We start from the raw sequence: 19539 nt of genomic DNA, 5'->3' as shown, positions 1-19539 counted from the left end.
TAGCTAATATGACGTGTATGTCATAAAGTTGAAGGCTTATTTTCATTCGAGGGACTGTGCACAGTGGCGACGTTATCCAGGCTTTTTATTCATCCGGTGAAATCCATGCGCGGTATCGGCGTTTCTCACGCCCTGGCTGACATCAGTGGATTTGCCTTCGATCGTATTTTTATGGTCACCGAGCCTGACGGTACGTTCATTACCGCACGCCAGTTCCCGCAGATGGTGCGCTTTACGCCTTCACCGCTGCATGACGGCCTGCACCTCACCGCCCCGGATGGCTCAAGCGTATTGATTCGCTTTGCTGATTTTGCGCCTGTCGATGCGCCAACGGAAGTATGGGGCAATCATTTTACCGCTCGCATCGCTCCGGACGAGATTAACCGCTGGCTGAGCGGCTTCTTCTCCCGTGAGGTACAGCTGCGCTGGGTGGGTCCGGCGCTGACACGACGCGTCAAGCGCCACGACGCGGTTCCCCTCTCGTTTGCCGATGGTTTCCCGTTCCTGTTAACCAGCGAAGCCTCGCTGCGTGACCTGCAGCGTCGCTGTAAGGCCAGCGTGCAGATGGAGCAATTTCGCCCGAATCTGGTGGTGACCGGTACGGAAGCCTGGGAGGAAGATACCTGGAAAGTGATCCGCATCGGCAGCGTCATTTTTGATGTCGTGAAGCCGTGCAGCCGCTGCATTTTCACCACCGTAAGTCCGGAGAAAGGCCTGAAGCATCCTTCCGGCGAGCCGCTGAAAACCCTGCAATCATTCCGTACCGCGCAGGATAATGGCGACGTGGATTTCGGCCAGAATCTTATTCCGCGCTCAAGCGGAGTGATCCGCGTGGGTGACGAGGTGGAAATTCTCACCCGTGGGCCTGCGCGCGTGTACGGTGCGGGTCAGGAAGAAGAAACGGTAGAGGTTGAGACGCAAGCCAGTTCGGCAGTGGATATTCACTGGCAGGGCCGCGTTATACGGGGTAACAATCAGCAGGTGATACTTGAGCAGCTGGAGCAAGCCGGGATCCGTATCCCGTATTCCTGTCGGGCGGGTATCTGTGGTTGCTGTCGAATCAAGCTGGTCGGGGGCGATGTCAGTGCGCTGAAGAAATCCGCAATCGGTGATGACGGGACGATCCTGTGCTGCAGCTGTATTCCAAAAACGTCGATACAGCTGGAAGCTTAAACCGCCTGTTCCAGGCTGAATGAATCCACGCGCAGCTGCGGTTTCAGCCTGTCATTCATGACCTTAATGGCATCCCCGAGCTGCATCGTCCGCCCGGCAATGGTCACGCCGGGCTGGGCCAGCAGACAAAGCGCGGCATTTTCGCCAGGTTCCACCACCAGTAAACTCACCTCTTCTGCGGTATCGCTCAGATTGACGCTGGCCGCATCGCCCGTGGACGGCGTCCAGTTCATATCATGCGGCAGAAAGTGCCAGCTTTTCGGCATTTGCGGTTTCAGAAAACGAATCGCCACCAGCGCGTTTAATATCAGTTCGGCACGCTGTTCTTTTGAGAGCAGCAGGTCACGGCATTTCTCTTCAAAGGAGAAATAAAGCGCAGCATCGTCTACACAAAAGCCAGACGGGGAGAAAGCGTCCGGGGTTAACATTCGACGCGCAAAACGAGAACGGAACAACATGCCATTGGCTAAATCGAGCATCATTCGATCATGCTCTTCACAAAAATACCAGCGCCAGTTATCGTCAGGTTTAATTCGCATGCGTCTCTCCCGTACCCAAACGTCCTGTACTAAAAATGTCCCATTCGCCGCTTCGTTTATAACACCATTAATAAAAGACTATAATGTCTAAATAAGCAACAGTGACGGAATATAAAACAACCAGGGCTGGAAATAAAGCCCTGGTTGTCTGATTAAGAGAAAAGATTAGATATGAGTAACGATTTCTTTTATGAGCGGCGGGCCTTTAAAAATAAAGCCGGAATAGATTTGCACCAGTGAGGCGCCCGCAGCCATCTTCTCGCGCGCAGCAATCACCGAATCGATACCACCGACACCGATTATTGGCAGACTGCCTTTTAATTCGGCGGAGAGCGCCCGAATAATTTCCGTACTTTTTAATTGTACCGGACGTCCACTTAACCCACCCGCTTCGTCACAGTTTTTCATTCCCTGGACGAGGGATCGATCGAGCGTCGTGTTGGTCGCAATCACACCATCAATATTATGGCGAACTAAGCTGTCGGCAACCTGGATCAATTCTTCAGCAGAAAGATCCGGTGCGATCTTAACCGCCACCGGAACATATTTATGATGGATCGCCTGCAGCTCATTTTGTTTATTTTTAATGGCGCTGAGAAGATCGTCCAGCGCTTCACCATATTGCAGAGAACGTAGCCCCGGGGTATTCGGCGATGAAATATTCACGGCGATATAACCGGCATAGGCGTAGACTTTTTCCATACAAATCAGGTAGTCATCTTTACCCTGCTCAACCGGCGTGTCTTTATTTTTGCCAATATTGATGCCTAATACACCATCAAAATGGGCTTTTTTAACGTTTTCTACGAGATGATCCACGCCGAGGTTATTAAAGCCCATGCGGTTGATCAGCCCCTCGGCTTCGACCAGGCGGAACAAACGCGGCTTATCATTACCCGGCTGTGGACGCGGTGTGACGGTACCGATTTCGATGGAACCAAAGCCCATCGCGCCCAGGGCATCAATGCACTCGCCATTTTTATCCAGACCTGCCGCCAGACCCAGCGGGTTTTTAAAGGTCAGACCCATGCACTGCACAGGTTTTTCCGGCACGTTCTGACGCACCAGCGCGGCCAGCGGCGTTCCCGTAATACGGCGTAATTGCTGGAATGTAAATTCATGAGCGCGCTCAGGGTCGAGCTGGAAAAGGGCTTTACGAACGAAGGGGTAGTACATGAACTCTCCTGGATTCCCGGTGTGCAAACCGGGAGGGGATTATGTGCGATCCTGCCCGGAAAGGGAATTGACCTGCGGCAAAAAAATCAGCGTAAAACGCAAACGTTTACTTCCCCGTACACTTCTTATGCGCTTTTTCGCATTTTAATTGCGGATAAATCATTTAGTGGAATAACCACGCAGTGTCACACTCCTGAAAATTGTTATGAATGTTAGATAAAAGCAAACAATTAGTTATAAGGAGCACACATGCGCGTCATCACCCTGGCCGGAAGTCCACGTTTCCCTTCTCGTTCCAGCGCCCTGCTGGAATATGCCCGCGAAAGGCTTAATGCTCTGGATGTGGAAGTGTGCCACTGGAATCTGCACAACTTTGAACCTGAGGATCTGCTCTACGCGCGCTTTGACAGTCCGGCATTGAAAACCCTGATTGAACAGCTAAAAAGTGCTGACGGGCTTATCGTCGCGACCCCGATTTATAAAGCCTCATTTTCCGGCGCACTGAAAACCTTGCTCGATCTGCTGCCTGAACGTGCACTTGATGGAAAAGTGGTGTTGCCGCTGGCTACGGGCGGTACGGTTGCGCATTTACTGGCCGTGGATTACGCCCTGAAGCCGGTACTGAACGCGTTGAAGGCGCAGGAGATCCTGCACGGCGTTTTTGCCGATGACTCGCAGGTTATCGATTACCAGCACAAACCGCATTTCACACCGAATCTGCAAACCCGGCTCGACACTGCGCTGGAGACATTCTGGCATGCCCTGCACCGTCGCGATATTCAGGCACCTGCGTTTGGACAGCCACAAGGAGTCGCACATGTTTAAAACACTTACCCGTATCAGCCTGGCTGGTCTGCTCACACTCTCGTCCCTGACCCATGCAGCAGAGACGGCACCTGACAGTTTGCGCATTGGTTACCAGAAAGGCAGCGTCAGTATGGTGCTGGCAAAAAGCCACCAGCTTCTGGAAAAACGCTTCCCACAGACCAAATTCTCCTGGGTGGAGTTTCCTGCCGGGCCACAAATGCTGGAGGCGCTGAACGTTGGAAGCATCGATTTAGGCAGTACTGGCGATATTCCACCGATCTTTGCGCAGGCGGCCGGGGCCGATCTGGTCTACGTTGGCGTTGAGCCACCGAAACCCAAAGCCGAGGTGATTCTGGTGCCGGAAAATAGCGCCATTAAAAATGTCGCCGAACTTAAAGGTCACAAAGTCGCATTCCAGAAAGGTTCCAGCTCGCACAACCTGCTACTCCGCGCCCTGCAGGAGGCCGGGCTAAAGTTCACCGATATTCAGCCCGTCTATCTCACCCCTGCTGATGCCCGCGCCGCCTTCCAGCAAGGCAATGTCGACGCGTGGGCTATCTGGGATCCTTACTACTCCGCGGCATTACTTCAGGGCGGCGTACGGGTATTGAAAGATGGCACTACCCTGAAACAGACCGGTTCGTTCTACCTGGCAGCCCGTCCGTATGCAGAGAAAAACGGTGCCTTTGTTCAGGAGGTCCTGAATACCTTTACCGAAGCCGATACCCTGACGCAAAGCCAGCGCCCCGAGAGCATCACCCTGCTGGCGAAAACCATGGGCTTACCGGAGGCGGTGATCGCGAGCTACCTCAACCACCGTCCACCCACCACCATTATCCCGGTGGACGCGCATGTTGCAGCCCTGCAACAACAGACTGCCGACCTCTTTTATCAAAACCGCTTAGTACCAAAACAGGTGAACATTCGCGAACGCATCTGGCAACCCGCAGCCAAAGAAGGAGCCAAATCATGAGTCTGAATCTTTTCTGGTTTTTACCCACCCACGGTGATGGACACTATCTTGGTACCGAAGAGGGGTCGCGCCCGGTTGACCACGGCTATCTGCAGCAGATTGCGCAGGCGGCAGACCGAATCGGTTTCACCGGCGTGCTGATCCCCACCGGACGCTCGTGCGAAGACGCCTGGCTGGTCGCCGCGTCGATGATTCCGGTCACCCAGCGCCTGAAATTCCTGGTGGCATTGCGTCCGAGCGTGGTTTCCCCGACCGTTGCCGCACGTCAGGCGGCAACGCTCGACAGGCTCTCCAACGGACGCGCGCTGTTTAACCTGGTCACCGGCAGCGATCCGCAGGAACTGGCCGGTGACGGCGTGTTCCTCGATCATACGGAACGCTATGAGGCCTCCGCCGAGTTTACCCGCGTCTGGCGACGTCTGCTTGAGGGGGAAACGGTCACCTTTGATGGCAAGCATATTCATGTTCGCGACGCGAAACTCTACTTTCCTTCGGTACAGCAGCCGCGTCCACCGCTCTACTTCGGCGGATCGTCGGATGTGGCACAGGATCTGGCGGCAGAACAGGTCGATCTCTATCTGACCTGGGGGGAGCCACCTGAACTGGTGAAAGAGAAAATTGCCCAGGTGCGGGCCAAAGCCGCCGCCCACGGCCGAAAGGTGCGCTTTGGCATTCGCCTGCACGTGATTGTGCGTGAAACCAACGAAGAGGCCTGGCAGGCCGCTAACCGGCTGATCTCGCATCTGGACGATGAGACCATCGCCAAAGCGCAGGCGGCATTTGCGAAAACCGACTCCGTAGGACAGCACCGGATGGCTTCGTTACATAACGGCAAACGCGAGAATCTGGAGATCAGCCCCAATCTCTGGGCGGGTGTCGGCCTGGTTCGTGGTGGCGCAGGTACTGCGCTGGTGGGTGACGGCCCGACCGTGGCGGCGCGTATCAATGAATATGCTGAGCTGGGTATCGACAGCTTTATCCTCTCGGGCTATCCGCATCTTGAGGAGGCATACAAAGTGGGTGAACTGCTGTTCCCGCATCTGGATGTCGCTATCCCGGACATTCCGCAGCCCCGCCAGCTGCAGCTTCAGGGCGAAGCCGTGGCCAACGAGTTTATTCCGCGTAAAGTCGCGCAAAGCTAAGGAGTGGCTATGTCTCTCACCTCACAAAAATGGTTGTTGCGCGCCGCCCCGTGGTTTTTACCTGTCGGCATTGTCCTTATCTGGCAACTGGCCTCCTCTACCGGCTGGCTGTCGAGCCGCATCCTGCCCTCTCCGGAGGGCGTAATCGAAGCCTTCTGGTCGCTGAGTGCCAGCGGCGAGCTGTGGCAGCACCTGGCCATTAGCTCCTGGCGCGCGGTGATTGGGTTTGCCATCGGCGGGAGCATCGGCCTGACGCTGGGGTTGATCAGCGGCCTGTCCCGCTGGGGGGAACGGTTGCTGGATACCTCCATTCAGATGCTGCGCAACGTACCGCATCTGGCGCTGATCCCCCTGGTCATTCTGTGGTTTGGTATTGATGAGAGCGCCAAAATTTTCCTCGTGGCGCTGGGCACGCTGTTCCCGATTTATATCAATACCTGGCATGGGATCCGCAATATCGATCGCGGGCTGGTTGAGATGGCACGCAGCTACGGATTATCAGGATTTGCCCTGTTTATCAACGTGCTGCTGCCGGGCGCCCTGCCCTCCATTATGGTTGGCGTTCGCTTTGCGCTCGGCCTGATGTGGCTGACGCTGATCGTCGCGGAGACCATTTCAGCCAACTCCGGCATTGGCTATCTGGCAATGAACGCCCGCGAATTCCTGCAAACGGACGTGGTGGTAGTCGCCATTATCCTTTATGCCCTGCTGGGCAAACTTGCTGACGTCAGCGCCCAGTGGCTGGAACGCAGCTGGCTGCGCTGGAACCCGGCCTATTTCTCTCAGGAGGCGAAAGCATGAATACCGCCCGACTCACTCAGGGGACACCGCTGTTACTTAACGGCGTCACGAAACGCTACGGCGACAAAACCATTCTTAACGCCCTGGATCTGCATATCCCCGCCGGACAATTTGTGGCCGTTGTCGGCCGCAGCGGCGGCGGCAAGAGTACGCTGCTGCGCCTGTTAGCCGGACTGGAAGCGCCGAATGGAGGGGAGATTCTGGCAGGGACAACGCCGCTGGCCAATATTCAGGATGATACCCGCATGATGTTTCAGGATGCGCGCCTGCTGCCCTGGAAAACGGTGATCGATAACGTCGGGCTGGGCCTGAAAGGTCACTGGCGGGAGGAGGCGCGTCAGGCGCTGGCCGCCGTCGGGCTGGAGGATCGCGCCGGTGACTGGCCTGCGGCCCTCTCAGGCGGGCAAAAACAGCGCGTAGCGCTGGCGCGGGCGTTGATACATCGTCCAGGCCTGCTGCTGCTCGATGAGCCGCTCGGGGCACTTGATGCCCTGACGCGGATTGAAATGCAGGATTTAATTGCCTCGCTCTGGCAGGAGCACGGTTTTACGGTCCTGCTGGTGACGCACGACGTGAGCGAAGCCGTCGCCATGGCCGACCGGGTGCTGTTAATAGAAGAGGGAAAAATTGGTCTGGATCTGACGGTGGATATTCCACGCCCTCGCCGTGTGGGATCGGCCAGACTGGCAGAGCTGGAAGCGGAGGTGCTGGAGCGGGTGATGAGGCGCGGTGTGAATGAGCGCGCGTTGATTACGGCTAATGCCTGATGCCTTCACCCGGCCCTCTCCCACAGGGAGAGGGTGGGATTAACGTTTATATTACGCCAGCGCCTTCGAAATCTTCTCGTACAGATCGCCAGAGAGATTTTCCAGCCCTTTAAGCTGCTCAAGCGCGGCACGCATCTTCGCCTGGCGCTGCGCATCGTAGCGTTTCAGGCGGATCAGCGGCTCAATCAGACGTGATGCCACCTGCGGGTTACGGCTGTTCAACTCGGTCAGCATTTCTACCATGAACTGATAACCGCTGCCGTCTTCCGCGTGGAACGCAGCCGGGTTGCTGCTGGCAAACGCGCCAATCAGGGAGCGGACGCGGTTCGGGTTGCTCATGGTAAAGGAGCGATGCTTCAGCAGGCTGCGCACGTTGCTGAGCGCATCGGCTGCCGGACTGGTCGCCTGCAGAATGAACCACTTGTCCATAACCAGGCCATCCTGGTGCCACTTGTCGTCATACTCTTGCATCAGCGCATCACGGCACGGTAACTCGGCTGCCACGCTTGCCGCCAGGGCTGCGAGCGCGTCGGTCATATTATCCGCTTCGTGATACTGCTTGCTCACCAGCGTGTTCGCCAGGTCTGTTTCACCAAAGGCCAGGTAGCGCAGACAGGTATTGCGCAGGGAACGTTTACCAATGTCGCCATGTTCCACGCGGTACGCATCCAGCTTGTTGGCGTTGTAGATCGCCAGGAACTCATCCGCCAGTTCGGCCGCCAGCGTGCGGGTCAGCGCTTCACGCACAGCCACGATGGCAATAGGATCGATGGTCTCGAACAGCTCGGCGATTTCGGTCGCGGACGGCAACGTCAGGATTTCAGCCGCGAGGGCCGGATCAATCTGTTCATCCAGCAGAACCGCACGGAACGCGTCAGCCACGTGAACCGGCAGCGACAGCGGCTGGCCCTGCTGATGACGATTAACGTTCAGCTTGATGTATGTCGCGAGCAGGCTTTGAGCGGCATCCCAGCGGGAGAAATCGTTGCGCGCGTGACGCATCAGGAACGTCAACTGCTGATCGCTCCACTTGTACTCCAGCTTCACTGGTGCAGAGAATTCACACAGCAGCGCAGGCACCGGCTGGAAATAGACGTTATCGAAGATAAAGGTCTGCTCTGCCTGGGTCACGTTCAGCACGTGGTGTACCGGGTGGCCACCCTTCTGCAGCGAGATCACTTTGCCTTCGTTATCATACAGTTCAATGCTGAACGGGATGTGCAGCGGATATTTTTCTTCCTGCTCAGCCGTTGGCGGCGTGCGTTGGCTGATGGTCAGGGTGTACTGCTCGGTCTCCGGATTGTAATCGTCTTTAACGGTGACAATCGGCGTACCGGCCTGGCTGTACCAGCGGCGGAAGTGAGAGAGATCCACATTCGACGCATCTTCCATTGCCTGCACAAAATCATCGCAGGTGGCGGCGCTGCCGTCGTGACGCTCGAAATAGAGCTGCATCCCTTTCTGGAAGTTCTCCTCGCCCAGCAGGGTATGGATCATACGGATAATTTCCGCCCCTTTTTCATACACCGTCAGGGTGTAGAAGTTATTCATCTCGATGACTTTGTCCGGACGAATTGGGTGCGCCATCGGACTGGCATCTTCCGCGAACTGCAACCCACGCATGGTGCGCACGTTGTTGATGCGGTTAACCGCCCGCGAGCCCAGATCGGAGCTGAACTCCTGGTCACGGAATACGGTCAGGCCTTCTTTAAGGCTCAGCTGGAACCAGTCGCGGCAGGTGACGCGGTTACCGGTCCAGTTATGGAAATATTCGTGGCCAATAACCCGCTCGATATCGAGGTAGTCTTTATCGGTGGCGGTATCGGTACGGGCCAGCACGTATTTGGAGTTAAAGATGTTGAGACCTTTGTTCTCCATCGCGCCCATGTTGAAGAAGTCGACGGCGACAATCATATAGATGTCGAGATCGTATTCCAGACCAAAACGCTCTTCGTCCCATTTCATGGAGTTGATGAGCGAGGTCATCGCCCATGGCGCGCGATCGAGGTTACCACGGTCAACGAACAGTTCCAGCGCCACTTCGCGGCCAGAACGGGTTTTGAAGGTGTCACGTAAGACGTCGAAATCACCCGCCACCAGCGCAAACAGGTAGCATGGTTTTGGGAACGGATCCTGCCACTGTACCCAGTGACGGCCGTTTTCCAGCTCACCCTCACCCACGCGGTTACCGTTAGAGAGCAGGAAAGGATAAAGCGTTTTATCCGCGATGATTTTGGTGGTAAAGCGCGCCAGCACGTCCGGACGGTCAAGATACCAGGTGATGTGGCGGAAACCTTCCGCTTCACACTGGGTGCACAGCGCCACGCCAGACTGGTAGAGCCCTTCCAGCGCCGTATTGGCGGCAGGGCTGATTTCATTCACGATGCGCAGCGTAAAGCGTTCCGGCAGGTTATCGATCACCAGCTGGTTGTCTTCTTCTTTATAGTCAGTCCAGGCTGCATCATTAATATGCAGGGAGACCAGCGTCAGGTCTTCACCATCCAGACGCAGCGGCACTGCCGTCGCGCTCTGGCGCGTCACCTGGCTTACCGCCGTCACAACGGTTTTAGTGGCATCCAGGTCAAAAGTCAGATCGATATCGCTAATCAGGTAATCCGGCGCACGATAGTCGTGGCGGTATTTGGCTTGTGGCTGTTGTGTCATAGAAAACCTTATGCATCGTTTGTCGAATAACGATTCCAGTCTATTCCTGTTGTGTAGATCGCGCTATGCAGAATGTTCATCTTTTCAGGTACAAACACCCTTTTTGCTACATTTGTATAACACGGGGCACAAAATGCCCTCGACCATAAAGAGCGCTTATGTTGTGATCGGGGTTCAATAAATCACTAAACAAGGTATACTCCGGAGTTGTTTATTGTACTAAACGCTCCTGTGAGAGGATGCTACTGCGCACCTATGACTCGATTCGCTTCTCCTGTTCTGCATACGTTGCTGGATACCGACGCGTATAAACTGCACATGCAGCAAGCCGTTTTCCACCATTACTATGATGTTGATGTTGCGGCGGAATTCCGCTGCCGTGGCGACGACTTGCTCGGTATCTACGCAGATTCCATTCGTGAACAGGTCGATGCTATGCAGCATCTGACGTTGCAGGACGACGAATACCAGTGGCTTTCCGGCCTGCCTTTCTTTAAAGCGGACTATCTGAACTGGCTGCGCGACTTCCGTTATAAGCCAGAGCAGGTCACCGTCACGAATGATAACGGCAAGCTGGATATTCGCCTTGAAGGCCCATGGCGTGAAGTGATCATGTGGGAAGTTCCGCTGCTGGCTGTGATCAGCGAGCTGGCTCACCGCTACCGTTCGCCGGAAACCGGGGTGACTCAGGCACTGGCCGCGCTGGAAAACAAACTCGCAGGGTTTGCCACCCTGACGGATGGGTTGGATATGTCCCGCTTCCGTCTTATGGACTTTGGCACGCGTCGCCGTTTCTCCCGCGACGTTCAGCAGGCCATTGTTCAGCGTCTGCAGCAAGAGTCGTGGTTCGTGGGCACCAGTAATTACGATCTGGCACGTCGTCTGAACCTGACACCCATGGGTACCCAGGCGCATGAATGGTTCCAGGCGCATCAGCAGATCAGTCCAGATCTGGCCAACAGCCAACGCGCCGCACTGGCCGCGTGGCTTGACGAGTATCCGAATCAACTCGGCATCGCCCTGACCGACTGTATCACGATGGATGCGTTCCTGCGTGATTTCGGCCCTGAGTTCGCTGAGCGTTACCAGGGGTTACGTCATGACTCCGGGGATCCGGTTGAATGGGGTGAGAAGGCGATAGCGCATTACGAAAAACTCGGCATCGACCCGATGAGCAAGGTGCTGGTCTTCTCCGACAACCTCGATCTCGCGAAAGCGGTTGAACTCTATCGCCATTTCAGTACCCGAGTGAACCTGAGCTTCGGGATTGGCACCCGTTTAACCTGCGACATCCCTCAGGTAAAACCGCTGAATATCGTGATAAAACTGGTGGAATGTAACGGCAAGCCGGTAGCCAAGCTCTCCGATAGCCCGGGTAAAACCATCTGTCATGATAAAGCGTTTGTCCGCGCGTTACGCAAAGCTTTCGATCTCCCTCAGGTCAAAAAAGCCAGTTAAGCGCTTAAGGGAGCCAAATGGCTCCCTACTTCTTATTTATTTCTTAATTCTTCTCTTTTGACTGCGAAATTTACTTGTCTGATAGCGGATGGCAGGTAACATAGATATCCCCCCATTTGGGTGGACAAGTGTTTATTTTTTCCGACTATTAACAGAGAGAATATTATGAGCGTTGTGCCTGTAGCCGACGTACTCCAGGGCCGTGTCGCCGAAGACCTAGAAGTCACCGTGCGCGGATGGGTGCGTACCCGCCGAGATTCTAAAGCTGGCATCTCCTTCCTTGCCGTCTATGACGGTTCCTGCTTTGATCCTGTACAGGCCGTCATTAATAATTCTCTGCCCAATTACAATGATGACGTTCTGCACCTGACAACCGGTTGTTCCGTAATTGTTACCGGCGTGGTTGTCGCATCACCGGGTCAGGGTCAGAGTTTCGAAATTCAGGCCACTGCCGTTGAAGTAACTGGCTGGGTTGAAGATCCTGATACCTACCCGATGGCCGCAAAACGTCACAGCATCGAATATCTGCGTGAAGTGGCTCACCTGCGTCCACGCACCAACCTGATTGGTGCGGTGGCCCGTGTCCGCCACACGCTGGCGCAGGCACTGCATCGCTTCTTCGATGAGCAGGGTTATTTCTGGGTATCTACCCCGCTGATCACCGCCTCTGATACCGAAGGCGCTGGCGAGATGTTCCGCGTTTCTACGCTGGATCTGGAAAACCTGCCGCGCACGCCAGAAGGTAAAGTGGACTTTGACAAAGACTTCTTTGGTAAAGAAGCCTTCCTGACGGTATCCGGCCAGCTCAACGGCGAAACCTACGCCTGTGCGCTGTCTAAAATCTATACCTTCGGCCCAACCTTCCGCGCGGAAAACTCCAACACCAGCCGTCACCTGGCAGAATTCTGGATGCTGGAGCCTGAAGTGGCTTTCGCAGATCTGAACGATGTCGCTAGCCTGGCGGAAGCCATGCTCAAGTACGTCTTCAAAGCGGTACTGGAAGAACGTGCTGATGATATGAAATTCTTCGCTGAGCGTGTCGATAACGAAGCGATTGCACGTCTGGAGCGCTTTGTTTCCTCCGACTTTGCCCAGGTGGATTACACTGATGCGGTCGCTATTCTCGAGAAATGTGGTGAGAAGTTTGAGAACCCGGTTTACTGGGGCGTGGATCTCTCTTCCGAGCATGAGCGTTACCTGGCTGAGAAGCACTTCAAAGCACCGGTTGTTGTGAAAAACTACCCGAAAGACATTAAGGCGTTCTATATGCGCCTTAACGAAGACGGTAAAACCGTTGCCGCAATGGACGTACTGGCGCCGGGCATTGGTGAAATTATCGGTGGTTCCCAGCGTGAAGAGCGTCTGGATGTGCTAGATGCGCGCATGCAAGAGATGGGGCTCAATCCGGCGGATTACAGCTGGTATCGCGATCTGCGCCGTTACGGTACTGTGCCACACTCAGGCTTTGGTCTGGGCTTCGAACGTCTGATCGCCTACGTCACAGGTGTTCAGAACGTACGTGACGTTATTCCGTTCCCACGTACGCCGCGTAATGCCAGCTTCTAAGTAACCAAAATCATAATGGCCAGCATTTGCTGGCCATTATTTTATTCTGCTCTGTCAATTTTCGTCAGCGAAAAGTAAGCACCTTTCAACTTTGACCCCGTCACAACCACTACTTGTTACGTATTGTTTCCACGAAATATCTACGAACAAAAAATAAACCCTATTCTTATTGCGATTATTTAATCCTCAAGCGATAGCACAAATTTCAACCAAAATCACAGCCATCCAGAAGTCCTTTTTGGGTCATAAGAAAAAATGAGTCGTTGAAGGTGCGCGTATACGAATTGCCTTTATCTAAATTAATTATAAGGAATTCATATATATAGGAATCTTCTTGCCGTTTAATTCGCCAGGCCTTTCTGAAATTTGAGGTGGTTCACAAAGTTCCGAAAAATACACATTCAGTTACATATAATTTCTTTTTGTTACTCAATCTTGAAAACTGTAGCACTTTCAGGCTAGCGAAACGCTTCTATGAATGGAAAGATGCCTGACAGATACATAAAGACACCAAACTCTCATCAATAGTTCCGGAAATATTTATTGACGGAATTTATTGGCGGCAGTGGCGAGTGTCATAAAAAAACCAATGAGGGTAATAAATAATGATGAAGCGCAATATTCTGGCAGTGGTAGTCCCTGCCCTGCTGGTAGCCGGTGCAGCTAACGCTGCAGAAATCTATAACAAAGACTCTAATAAACTGGATCTGTACGGGAAAGCAGTTGGTCTGCATTACTTCTCTGATGATGACAGCAACGATGGCGACCAGACCTATGCTCGTCTGGGCTTCAAAGGCGAAACCAAAATCAACGACCAGCTGACCGGCTATGGTCAGTGGGAATACAACTTCCAGGGTAACAACTCTGAAGGCGCCGATGCTCAGACAGGTAACAAAACCCGTCTGGCGTTCGCAGGTCTGAAATTCGGTGATGCAGGTTCCTTCGACTACGGCCGTAACTATGGCCTGGTTTATGATGCAATCGGCATCACCGATATGCTGCCAGAGTTCGGTGGCGACACTGGCAAAAGCGATAACTTCTTCTCCAGCCGTAATGGTGGTCTGGCGACTTACCGTAACAGCGGCTTCTTCGGCCTGGTTGACGGTCTGAACTTTGGCGTTCAGTACCTGGGCAAAAATGAGCGTACTGAAGCAGTACGTTCTAACGGCGATGGCTGGGCAACCTCTCTGAGCTATGATTTCGATGGCTTCGGCATCGTCGGTGCTTACGGCGCAGCTGACCGTACCAACAACCAGCAGACTCTGGCCTGGGGTAAAGGCGATAAGGCTGAGCAGTGGGCAACTGGCCTGAAGTATGACGCAAACAATATTTACCTGGCAGCGTTGTACGGCGAAATGCACAACGCCGCGCGTTTGAGCAGCAAAGGTTTCGCTAACAAATCTCAGGACTTCTCTGTTGTCGCTCAGTATCAGTTCGACTTCGGTCTGCGTCCATCCATCGCTTACTACAAATCTAAAGCGAAAGACGTAGAAGGCATTGGTGATGAAGATTTCATCAACTACATCGACATCGGCGCGACTTACTACTTCAACAAAAACATGTCCACCTATGTTGACTACCAGATCAACCAGCTGAAAGATGACAACAAACTGGGCATCAGCAATGATGACATCGTAGCACTGGGTCTCGTTTACCAGTTCTAATCAGTACACCACTTTGTTATATGCTTAATGAACAGGGCTTCGGCCCTGTTTTTTTATGCCTGACAGAAAATAATGGCGACTTTTGAAAAGCCGCACGCTTTTCGTCGCAAACGGTTGGCATTTTGTAAATCTACCGTTAACCTGATAGCGGATTTCACTTCTGTAATCACAATGGAACTTCGTCATGTTTGAGAACATTACCGCCGCTCCTGCCGACCCTATTCTGGGCCTGGCCGATCTGTTTCGTGCCGACGACCGCCCTGGCAAAATCAACCTGGGTATTGGTGTATATAAAGATGAAACCGGCAAAACCCCGGTACTGACCAGCGTAAAAAAAGCTGAGCAGTATCTGCTGGAAAATGAAACCACCAAGAACTACCTCGGTATTGATGGTATCCCTGAGTTTGGTCGTTGCACGCAGGAGCTGCTGTTCGGTAAAGGTAGTACAATTGTGAGCGACAAACGCGCGCGCACAGCACAAACGCCTGGCGGTACCGGCGCACTGCGCGTGGCGGCGGATTTCCTTGCAAAAAATACCGCTGTTAAGCGCGTATGGGTAAGCAACCCAAGTTGGCCGAACCATAAGAGCGTCTTTAACTCTGCGGGTCTGGAAGTGCGCGAATATGCCTACTACGACGCCGCAAACCACGCTCTGGACTTCGACGGTCTGCTGGCGAGCCTGAGTGAAGCCCAGGCGGGCGACGTGGTCCTGTTCCACGGCTGCTGCCACAACCCAACCGGCATTGATCCGACGCTTGAACAGTGGGAACAACTGGCGAAACTGTCTGTCGAAAAAGGCTGGCTGCCGCTGTTTGACTTCGCTTACCAGGGCTTCGCCCGTGGTCTGGAAGAAGACGCTGAAGGTCTGCGCGCTTTCGCAGCCGTCCATCAGGAGCTGATCGTTGCTAGCTCCTACTCTAAGAACTTTGGCCTGTACAATGAGCGTGTTGGTGCCTGCACGCTGGTCGCAGCAAACGAAGAAACTGCCGATCGTGCGTTCAGCCAGATGAAATCAGTTATCCGCGCTAACTACTCTAACCCACCAGCACACGGTGCCTCTGTCGTTGCCACCATCCTGAGCAACGATGCGCTCCGCGCGATTTGGGAGCAAGAGCTCAACGATATGCGTCAGCGTATTCAGCGCATGCGCCTGCTGTTTGTGAACACCCTGGCAGAGAAAGGTGCAGACCGTGATTTCAGCTTTATTACTAAGCAGAACGGTATGTTCTCTTTCAGTGGCCTGACCAAAGAACAGGTTCTGCGTCTGCGTGAAGAGTTTGGCGTGTACGCCGTGGCCTCTGGCCGCGTGAACGTTGCAGGTATGACCCCTGACAACATGGCGCCACTGTGCGAAGCGATTGTCGCCGTACTGTAATGTAATTAGCGCCCACAAAAAAGCCTGCACGATGCAGGCTTTTTTATTATCCGGATTTACCAGACAGGCATTTCATCCTGAAGGAAGGGGTTATGCACCCGCTCGTAGCCCAGCGTCGACATCGGGCCGTGTCCAGGGATAAACGTCACGTCATCACCCAGTGGCAATAACTTCTGTTTAATCGACTGGATCAGCTGTCCGTGGTCGCCACGCGGGAAATCGCTGCGTCCTACGCCACCTTTGAAGATCACATCGCCGGAAATCAGCAGACGGGACTGGTCATCAAAGAAGACAATATGGCCTGGCGTATGCCCAGGACAATGCAACACCTGTAAAGTCACATTCCCTACGTTCACACGCTCTCCTTCGTTTAACCAGCGATCGGGCGTCAATGGCTGACACTCATCGAGGCCAAACATGCGGCTTTGGGCTGGCAAACCCTGCAGCCAGAACTCATCTTCTTTTTCCGGACCGATCACCGGCACTCCATAGTGCTGTGCCAGCTCCGCCGCTGCGCCGACATGGTCAAGGTGACCATGCGTCAGTAAAATCTGCATCAGCGTCACACCGCTTTCTGCAACTTCCTGTTTGATCTTCTCAGCGTCACCACCGGGATCGACAAGCGCGGCCAGTTTGGTTTGCTCACACCAGATCAATGAACAATTCTGGGAGAACGCCGTAACCGGAATAATACGATAGTTCATACTGCTCCTGTGTTTCGTTATTACCAGTGCCGAACTGGACCGGTATCAATATGCACAAAGTTACTACTTGGGTAATATCCTACACCACCTGCGCGCATAGATAACGCAGCTTTGCGAATATTGGCTAACGAAACGCCTTCAATATGGAAATCCATTGCCTGTCCCCTGGTGTGATAGCTTTTTTTCGCTACCCCACGGCTGCGGGCGCGCAATTCATTATTGGTATCAATGGAACGATAACCCGAAATGAGTTGCACCGGCTTGCTGGTACCCAGCAGGCCCTGAAGGCGGAACAACTGGTCAAATAATCCTGGGTCGATGGCTTTTACTTTATTCGCGCGGAAATCACGGAAAAAATGGTTAAGTCTTGCTAATTCATCCTGAATATAGCCTCTGCCATCGAAGAATTCCGCTTTTAGCGACTCACCAGTATGCAGATTGTTGAGCGTTAAAATACGCGGACGAGGTGTCGAGAGGGTGGCAAATGCTGGCGTCGGCAGGATGGCCGCTGCGCCGAGCGCAACGCCACCTAACGCCAGCAGTTTGCGGCGATTAGCGTCAAATTTGTCCATGATAATCAGGTCTACAGGTCAAAGAAATCGTAATATGCTTAGCGCACGAAGGGCACCTTAACTGGCAAAGCCGACGACGTCAAGGCACCCAACCCCAGCAAACACGCGGCTTCCAGCCATATCGCCACGTATTTGCCCTAACTTACGACAACCTATTTTCCCGAACTGCTTCATTTACCTGATTAATTGTTCAGCTTTTGGCAAAATTTGTGCGCCGGATCGCGCCGTGAGATCATAATTGTAAATATCTGTACGATACTGGGTACGTCCATCTTCACCAACAAACGCCGTCAGATAGTAAAGATTGACCGGTATATTGTGTCGAATGTTAACGTAACGGGTGTCCCCCTGCTTGAGGGCATCGGAAATCCGCGTGTCGTTCCAGCCCGCATCCTGCAACAGCATATTCGCCAGTTCCGATGCCTTATTCACACGAACGCAGCCTGAGCTGAGCGCGCGGGCATCTTTCTGGAACAGGTTATGGTTCGGCGTATCATGCAGATAGATAGCGTCCGAACTTGGCATGTTGAATTTATAGCGCCCCAGCGAGTTATGCGCACCCGGTGCCTGCTGGAAACGGAATGGCAGGTTCGACGGCGTAATTGTTGACCAGTCAACCATCCACGGATCGATCGTCTCTTTGCTGTTCCAGCCACGGATCACCGTATAGTTATGACGCTCCAGATAGCCAGGATCGTTCCAGACCTTAGGCAGAATATCCTTGCGCGCCAGCGTCGGTGGCACGTTCCACGGCGGGTTTACCACCACGTTATTCAGGGCACTGCTCATCATCGGCGTTTTACGGTCAGGACGTCCGACAATCACGCGCGACGCCAGCACCTCGCTACCGTTCTGATAATAAACCAGCGAATACGCTGGAATATTCACCATAATCCCGGTCGACAGTGTTCCCGGCAGCAGACGTAAACGCTGGATATTCAGCGCCAGCACCCCAGCACGCTGGGCAGGCGAGACGTTCAGCCAGTCGCGGGTGGATGGACCGATCACCCCGTCTGCGCCCAGCCCCTGCGCGGCCTGGAACTGCTTAACCGCCGCGACCAGTTCGCGATCGTAGGCGGCAGGTTTGTTGCTCTGTGCAACGGCCTTTTTCTCTTTTACCGGGGCCGACGGGCTGACGACCGCGCTTTGCGTATCGTCGCCGGGCAGCGCAATCTTAGGACCGCTTTCGAGAATGCCGGAGCGTTTCATAATTTCGCGGATCGCCGGGACATCGCTGCTCCACTGTCCCGGACGAAGCGTGGTTGTGCCACGCACCTGAGGCCACGGGCGGGAATCCGCAACCAGCTCAAGCAGCGACTGATGCATGGTGGCATACTGCGGATGGGCCGGTGCCAGGCTTGCGATAAAGCGCGGCAGGTCACCGTTGTCCAGCGCCAGTTGCCACTGGTTAATGACCGACAGCGCAGGCGTCGCCAGCTTGTACGGTTTTTGACTGTATAACCAGCGATTGCCATTGACCGGGATGCCCGCCACGAACTGGAGGTAGCCCATCATGGCATCAGACAGCACCACATCACGCGCCTGACCGGTAACGCCTGGATCGGTCAAGAGTTCAACCCAGGTGGTGAATTGCGGCTGAAAACCTGCAATGGCGACTTCCGCCAGCTGCTGCTGAAAAGCGCGCACGGCGTCCCGGTTTTCCCACATCGGCTTCATATCACGCGCGGCATAAAGCAGCGTAAGCTGGTTAATGTAAGCAGGCGTGTATCCTGCAGGAAGCCCGGTAAGAAGCTGCTGGCGGAGCGCGCCGGTGTCGATACCTTCGGGTAGCGGTCTGATACCCGCTAAAATGGCCGTCGCCGGAGATTGATCCAGCGGTTGTGACAGCGACGTCGGCTGCGCACCCATCGTCGCGGAACTGTCTGACGGTACAACTTCAGGCTCATCGGCCTGAGCGCTTAACAGTGGAGCAAACATCACCGCCAGACACAAACTCAACGCTGACAGCTGATGACCACGATTTTTCTTTAGCAACATCCCTTGCCCCCTGTTTTCTCACGACATGCCCATCACACTGGGGCTTTTATTCATTATAGGAAGGCACAAACGCAGTTGCCTTACCTTATGTAAAGAAGTTTAAAGATAACGCAGCCGTAAGCATAAGTTAAGCGTAAAAAAAAGCGGCGCTAATGCGCCG

At 54.1% G+C, this 19539-nt stretch carries 16 protein-coding genes; 10 read left to right on the top strand and 6 right to left on the bottom strand.

The features are described from left to right. Window positions 1-63: 63 nt before the first annotated feature. A complete protein-coding gene (locus ACMWKA_RS02010; RefSeq protein ID WP_058651227.1) occupies window positions 64-1173 on the top strand; it encodes a YcbX family protein in 1110 nt (369 codons plus the stop codon). Here ACMWKA_RS02010 and zapC read toward each other — a convergent pair. Further along, entirely contained in the window at window positions 1170-1712 is a 543-nt protein-coding gene (zapC, locus tag ACMWKA_RS02005) for a cell division protein ZapC (protein ID WP_020689696.1), read from the bottom strand. The genes ACMWKA_RS02010 and zapC overlap by 4 nt on opposite strands. Before the next feature lie 165 nt (window positions 1713-1877). Then, complete coding sequence (gene pyrD / locus ACMWKA_RS02000; protein ID WP_058651226.1) at window positions 1878-2888, bottom strand: quinone-dependent dihydroorotate dehydrogenase; 1011 nt, start codon at window positions 2886-2888, stop codon at window positions 1878-1880. A 249-nt stretch (window positions 2889-3137) separates the two neighbouring features. Here pyrD and ssuE point away from each other — a divergent pair, with 249 nt between their 5' ends. The 5 genes from ssuE to ssuB are packed head-to-tail and all read left to right on the top strand — an operon-like array spanning window position 3138 to window position 7378. Further along, on the top strand, window positions 3138-3713 hold the full coding sequence (gene ssuE / locus ACMWKA_RS01995) for an NADPH-dependent FMN reductase (protein WP_023619892.1): 576 nt from the start codon (window positions 3138-3140) through the stop codon (window positions 3711-3713). Next, complete coding sequence (locus ACMWKA_RS01990; protein ID WP_023619891.1) at window positions 3706-4668, top strand: sulfonate ABC transporter substrate-binding protein; 963 nt, start codon at window positions 3706-3708, stop codon at window positions 4666-4668. The genes ssuE and ACMWKA_RS01990 overlap by 8 nt, the downstream gene beginning before the upstream one ends. Next, window positions 4665-5810, top strand: coding sequence for an FMNH2-dependent alkanesulfonate monooxygenase (gene ssuD / locus ACMWKA_RS01985; protein ID WP_058651224.1), 1146 nt, complete (start codon window positions 4665-4667; stop codon window positions 5808-5810). The genes ACMWKA_RS01990 and ssuD overlap by 4 nt, the downstream gene beginning before the upstream one ends. A gap of 9 nt (window positions 5811-5819) precedes the next feature. Continuing rightward, window positions 5820-6611 carry an aliphatic sulfonate ABC transporter permease SsuC gene (gene ssuC / locus ACMWKA_RS01980; protein WP_029883221.1) on the top strand — a complete coding sequence of 264 codons (792 nt, stop codon included), beginning with the start codon at window positions 5820-5822 and terminating at the stop codon, window positions 6609-6611. Continuing rightward, a complete protein-coding gene (gene ssuB / locus ACMWKA_RS01975; protein WP_038985600.1) occupies window positions 6608-7378 on the top strand; it encodes an aliphatic sulfonates ABC transporter ATP-binding protein in 771 nt (256 codons plus the stop codon). The genes ssuC and ssuB overlap by 4 nt, the downstream gene beginning before the upstream one ends. 51 nt (window positions 7379-7429) lie before the next feature. On the opposite strand, the gene pepN is transcribed toward ssuB, so the two are convergent. Continuing rightward, window positions 7430-10042 carry an aminopeptidase N gene (pepN, locus tag ACMWKA_RS01970; protein WP_058651223.1) on the bottom strand — a complete coding sequence of 871 codons (2613 nt, stop codon included), beginning with the start codon at window positions 10040-10042 and terminating at the stop codon, window positions 7430-7432. Window positions 10043-10297: 255 nt separating this feature from the next. Here pepN and pncB point away from each other — a divergent pair, with 255 nt between their 5' ends. The 4 genes from pncB to ACMWKA_RS01950 all read left to right on the top strand — a co-directional run bounded on the left by pncB (window position 10298) and on the right by ACMWKA_RS01950 (window position 16105). Continuing rightward, complete coding sequence (pncB, locus tag ACMWKA_RS01965) at window positions 10298-11500, top strand: nicotinate phosphoribosyltransferase (RefSeq protein ID WP_029882976.1); 1203 nt, start codon at window positions 10298-10300, stop codon at window positions 11498-11500. Window positions 11501-11665: 165 nt separating this feature from the next. Further along, window positions 11666-13066: an asparagine--tRNA ligase gene (gene asnS, locus ACMWKA_RS01960; protein WP_368770144.1), complete on the top strand. Its 1401-nt coding sequence runs from the start codon at window positions 11666-11668 to the stop codon at window positions 13064-13066. A gap of 605 nt (window positions 13067-13671) precedes the next feature. After that, entirely contained in the window at window positions 13672-14730 is a 1059-nt protein-coding gene (gene ompF / locus ACMWKA_RS01955) for a porin OmpF (protein ID WP_045295736.1), read from the top strand. A gap of 184 nt (window positions 14731-14914) precedes the next feature. Next, window positions 14915-16105: an amino acid aminotransferase gene (locus ACMWKA_RS01950; RefSeq protein ID WP_029882979.1), complete on the top strand. Its 1191-nt coding sequence runs from the start codon at window positions 14915-14917 to the stop codon at window positions 16103-16105. 56 nt (window positions 16106-16161) lie between these two features. Here the strand turns inward: ACMWKA_RS01950 and ACMWKA_RS01945 are convergent, their stop codons facing one another. From ACMWKA_RS01945 to ldtD, 3 genes are all read right to left on the bottom strand, one after another. Continuing rightward, window positions 16162-16809 carry an MBL fold metallo-hydrolase gene (locus tag ACMWKA_RS01945; RefSeq protein WP_013097289.1) on the bottom strand — a complete coding sequence of 216 codons (648 nt, stop codon included), beginning with the start codon at window positions 16807-16809 and terminating at the stop codon, window positions 16162-16164. A gap of 20 nt (window positions 16810-16829) precedes the next feature. After that, window positions 16830-17381, bottom strand: coding sequence for a YcbK family protein (locus tag ACMWKA_RS01940; protein ID WP_013097290.1), 552 nt, complete (start codon window positions 17379-17381; stop codon window positions 16830-16832). A gap of 174 nt (window positions 17382-17555) precedes the next feature. Beyond that, window positions 17556-19379, bottom strand: a complete 1824-nt coding sequence (ldtD, locus tag ACMWKA_RS01935) for a L,D-transpeptidase (RefSeq protein WP_045902760.1) — start codon at window positions 19377-19379, stop codon at window positions 17556-17558. Between the last annotated feature and the right edge of the window lie 160 nt (window positions 19380-19539).

The organism is Enterobacter sp. 03-F-07-AD-ECC (assembly GCF_047530935.1).
GTDB lineage: Bacteria > Pseudomonadota > Gammaproteobacteria > Enterobacterales > Enterobacteriaceae > Enterobacter > Enterobacter cloacae.
The sequence above is the reverse complement of the archived record's forward strand: the minus strand, read 5'-3'. Positions and strand labels throughout refer to the sequence as shown.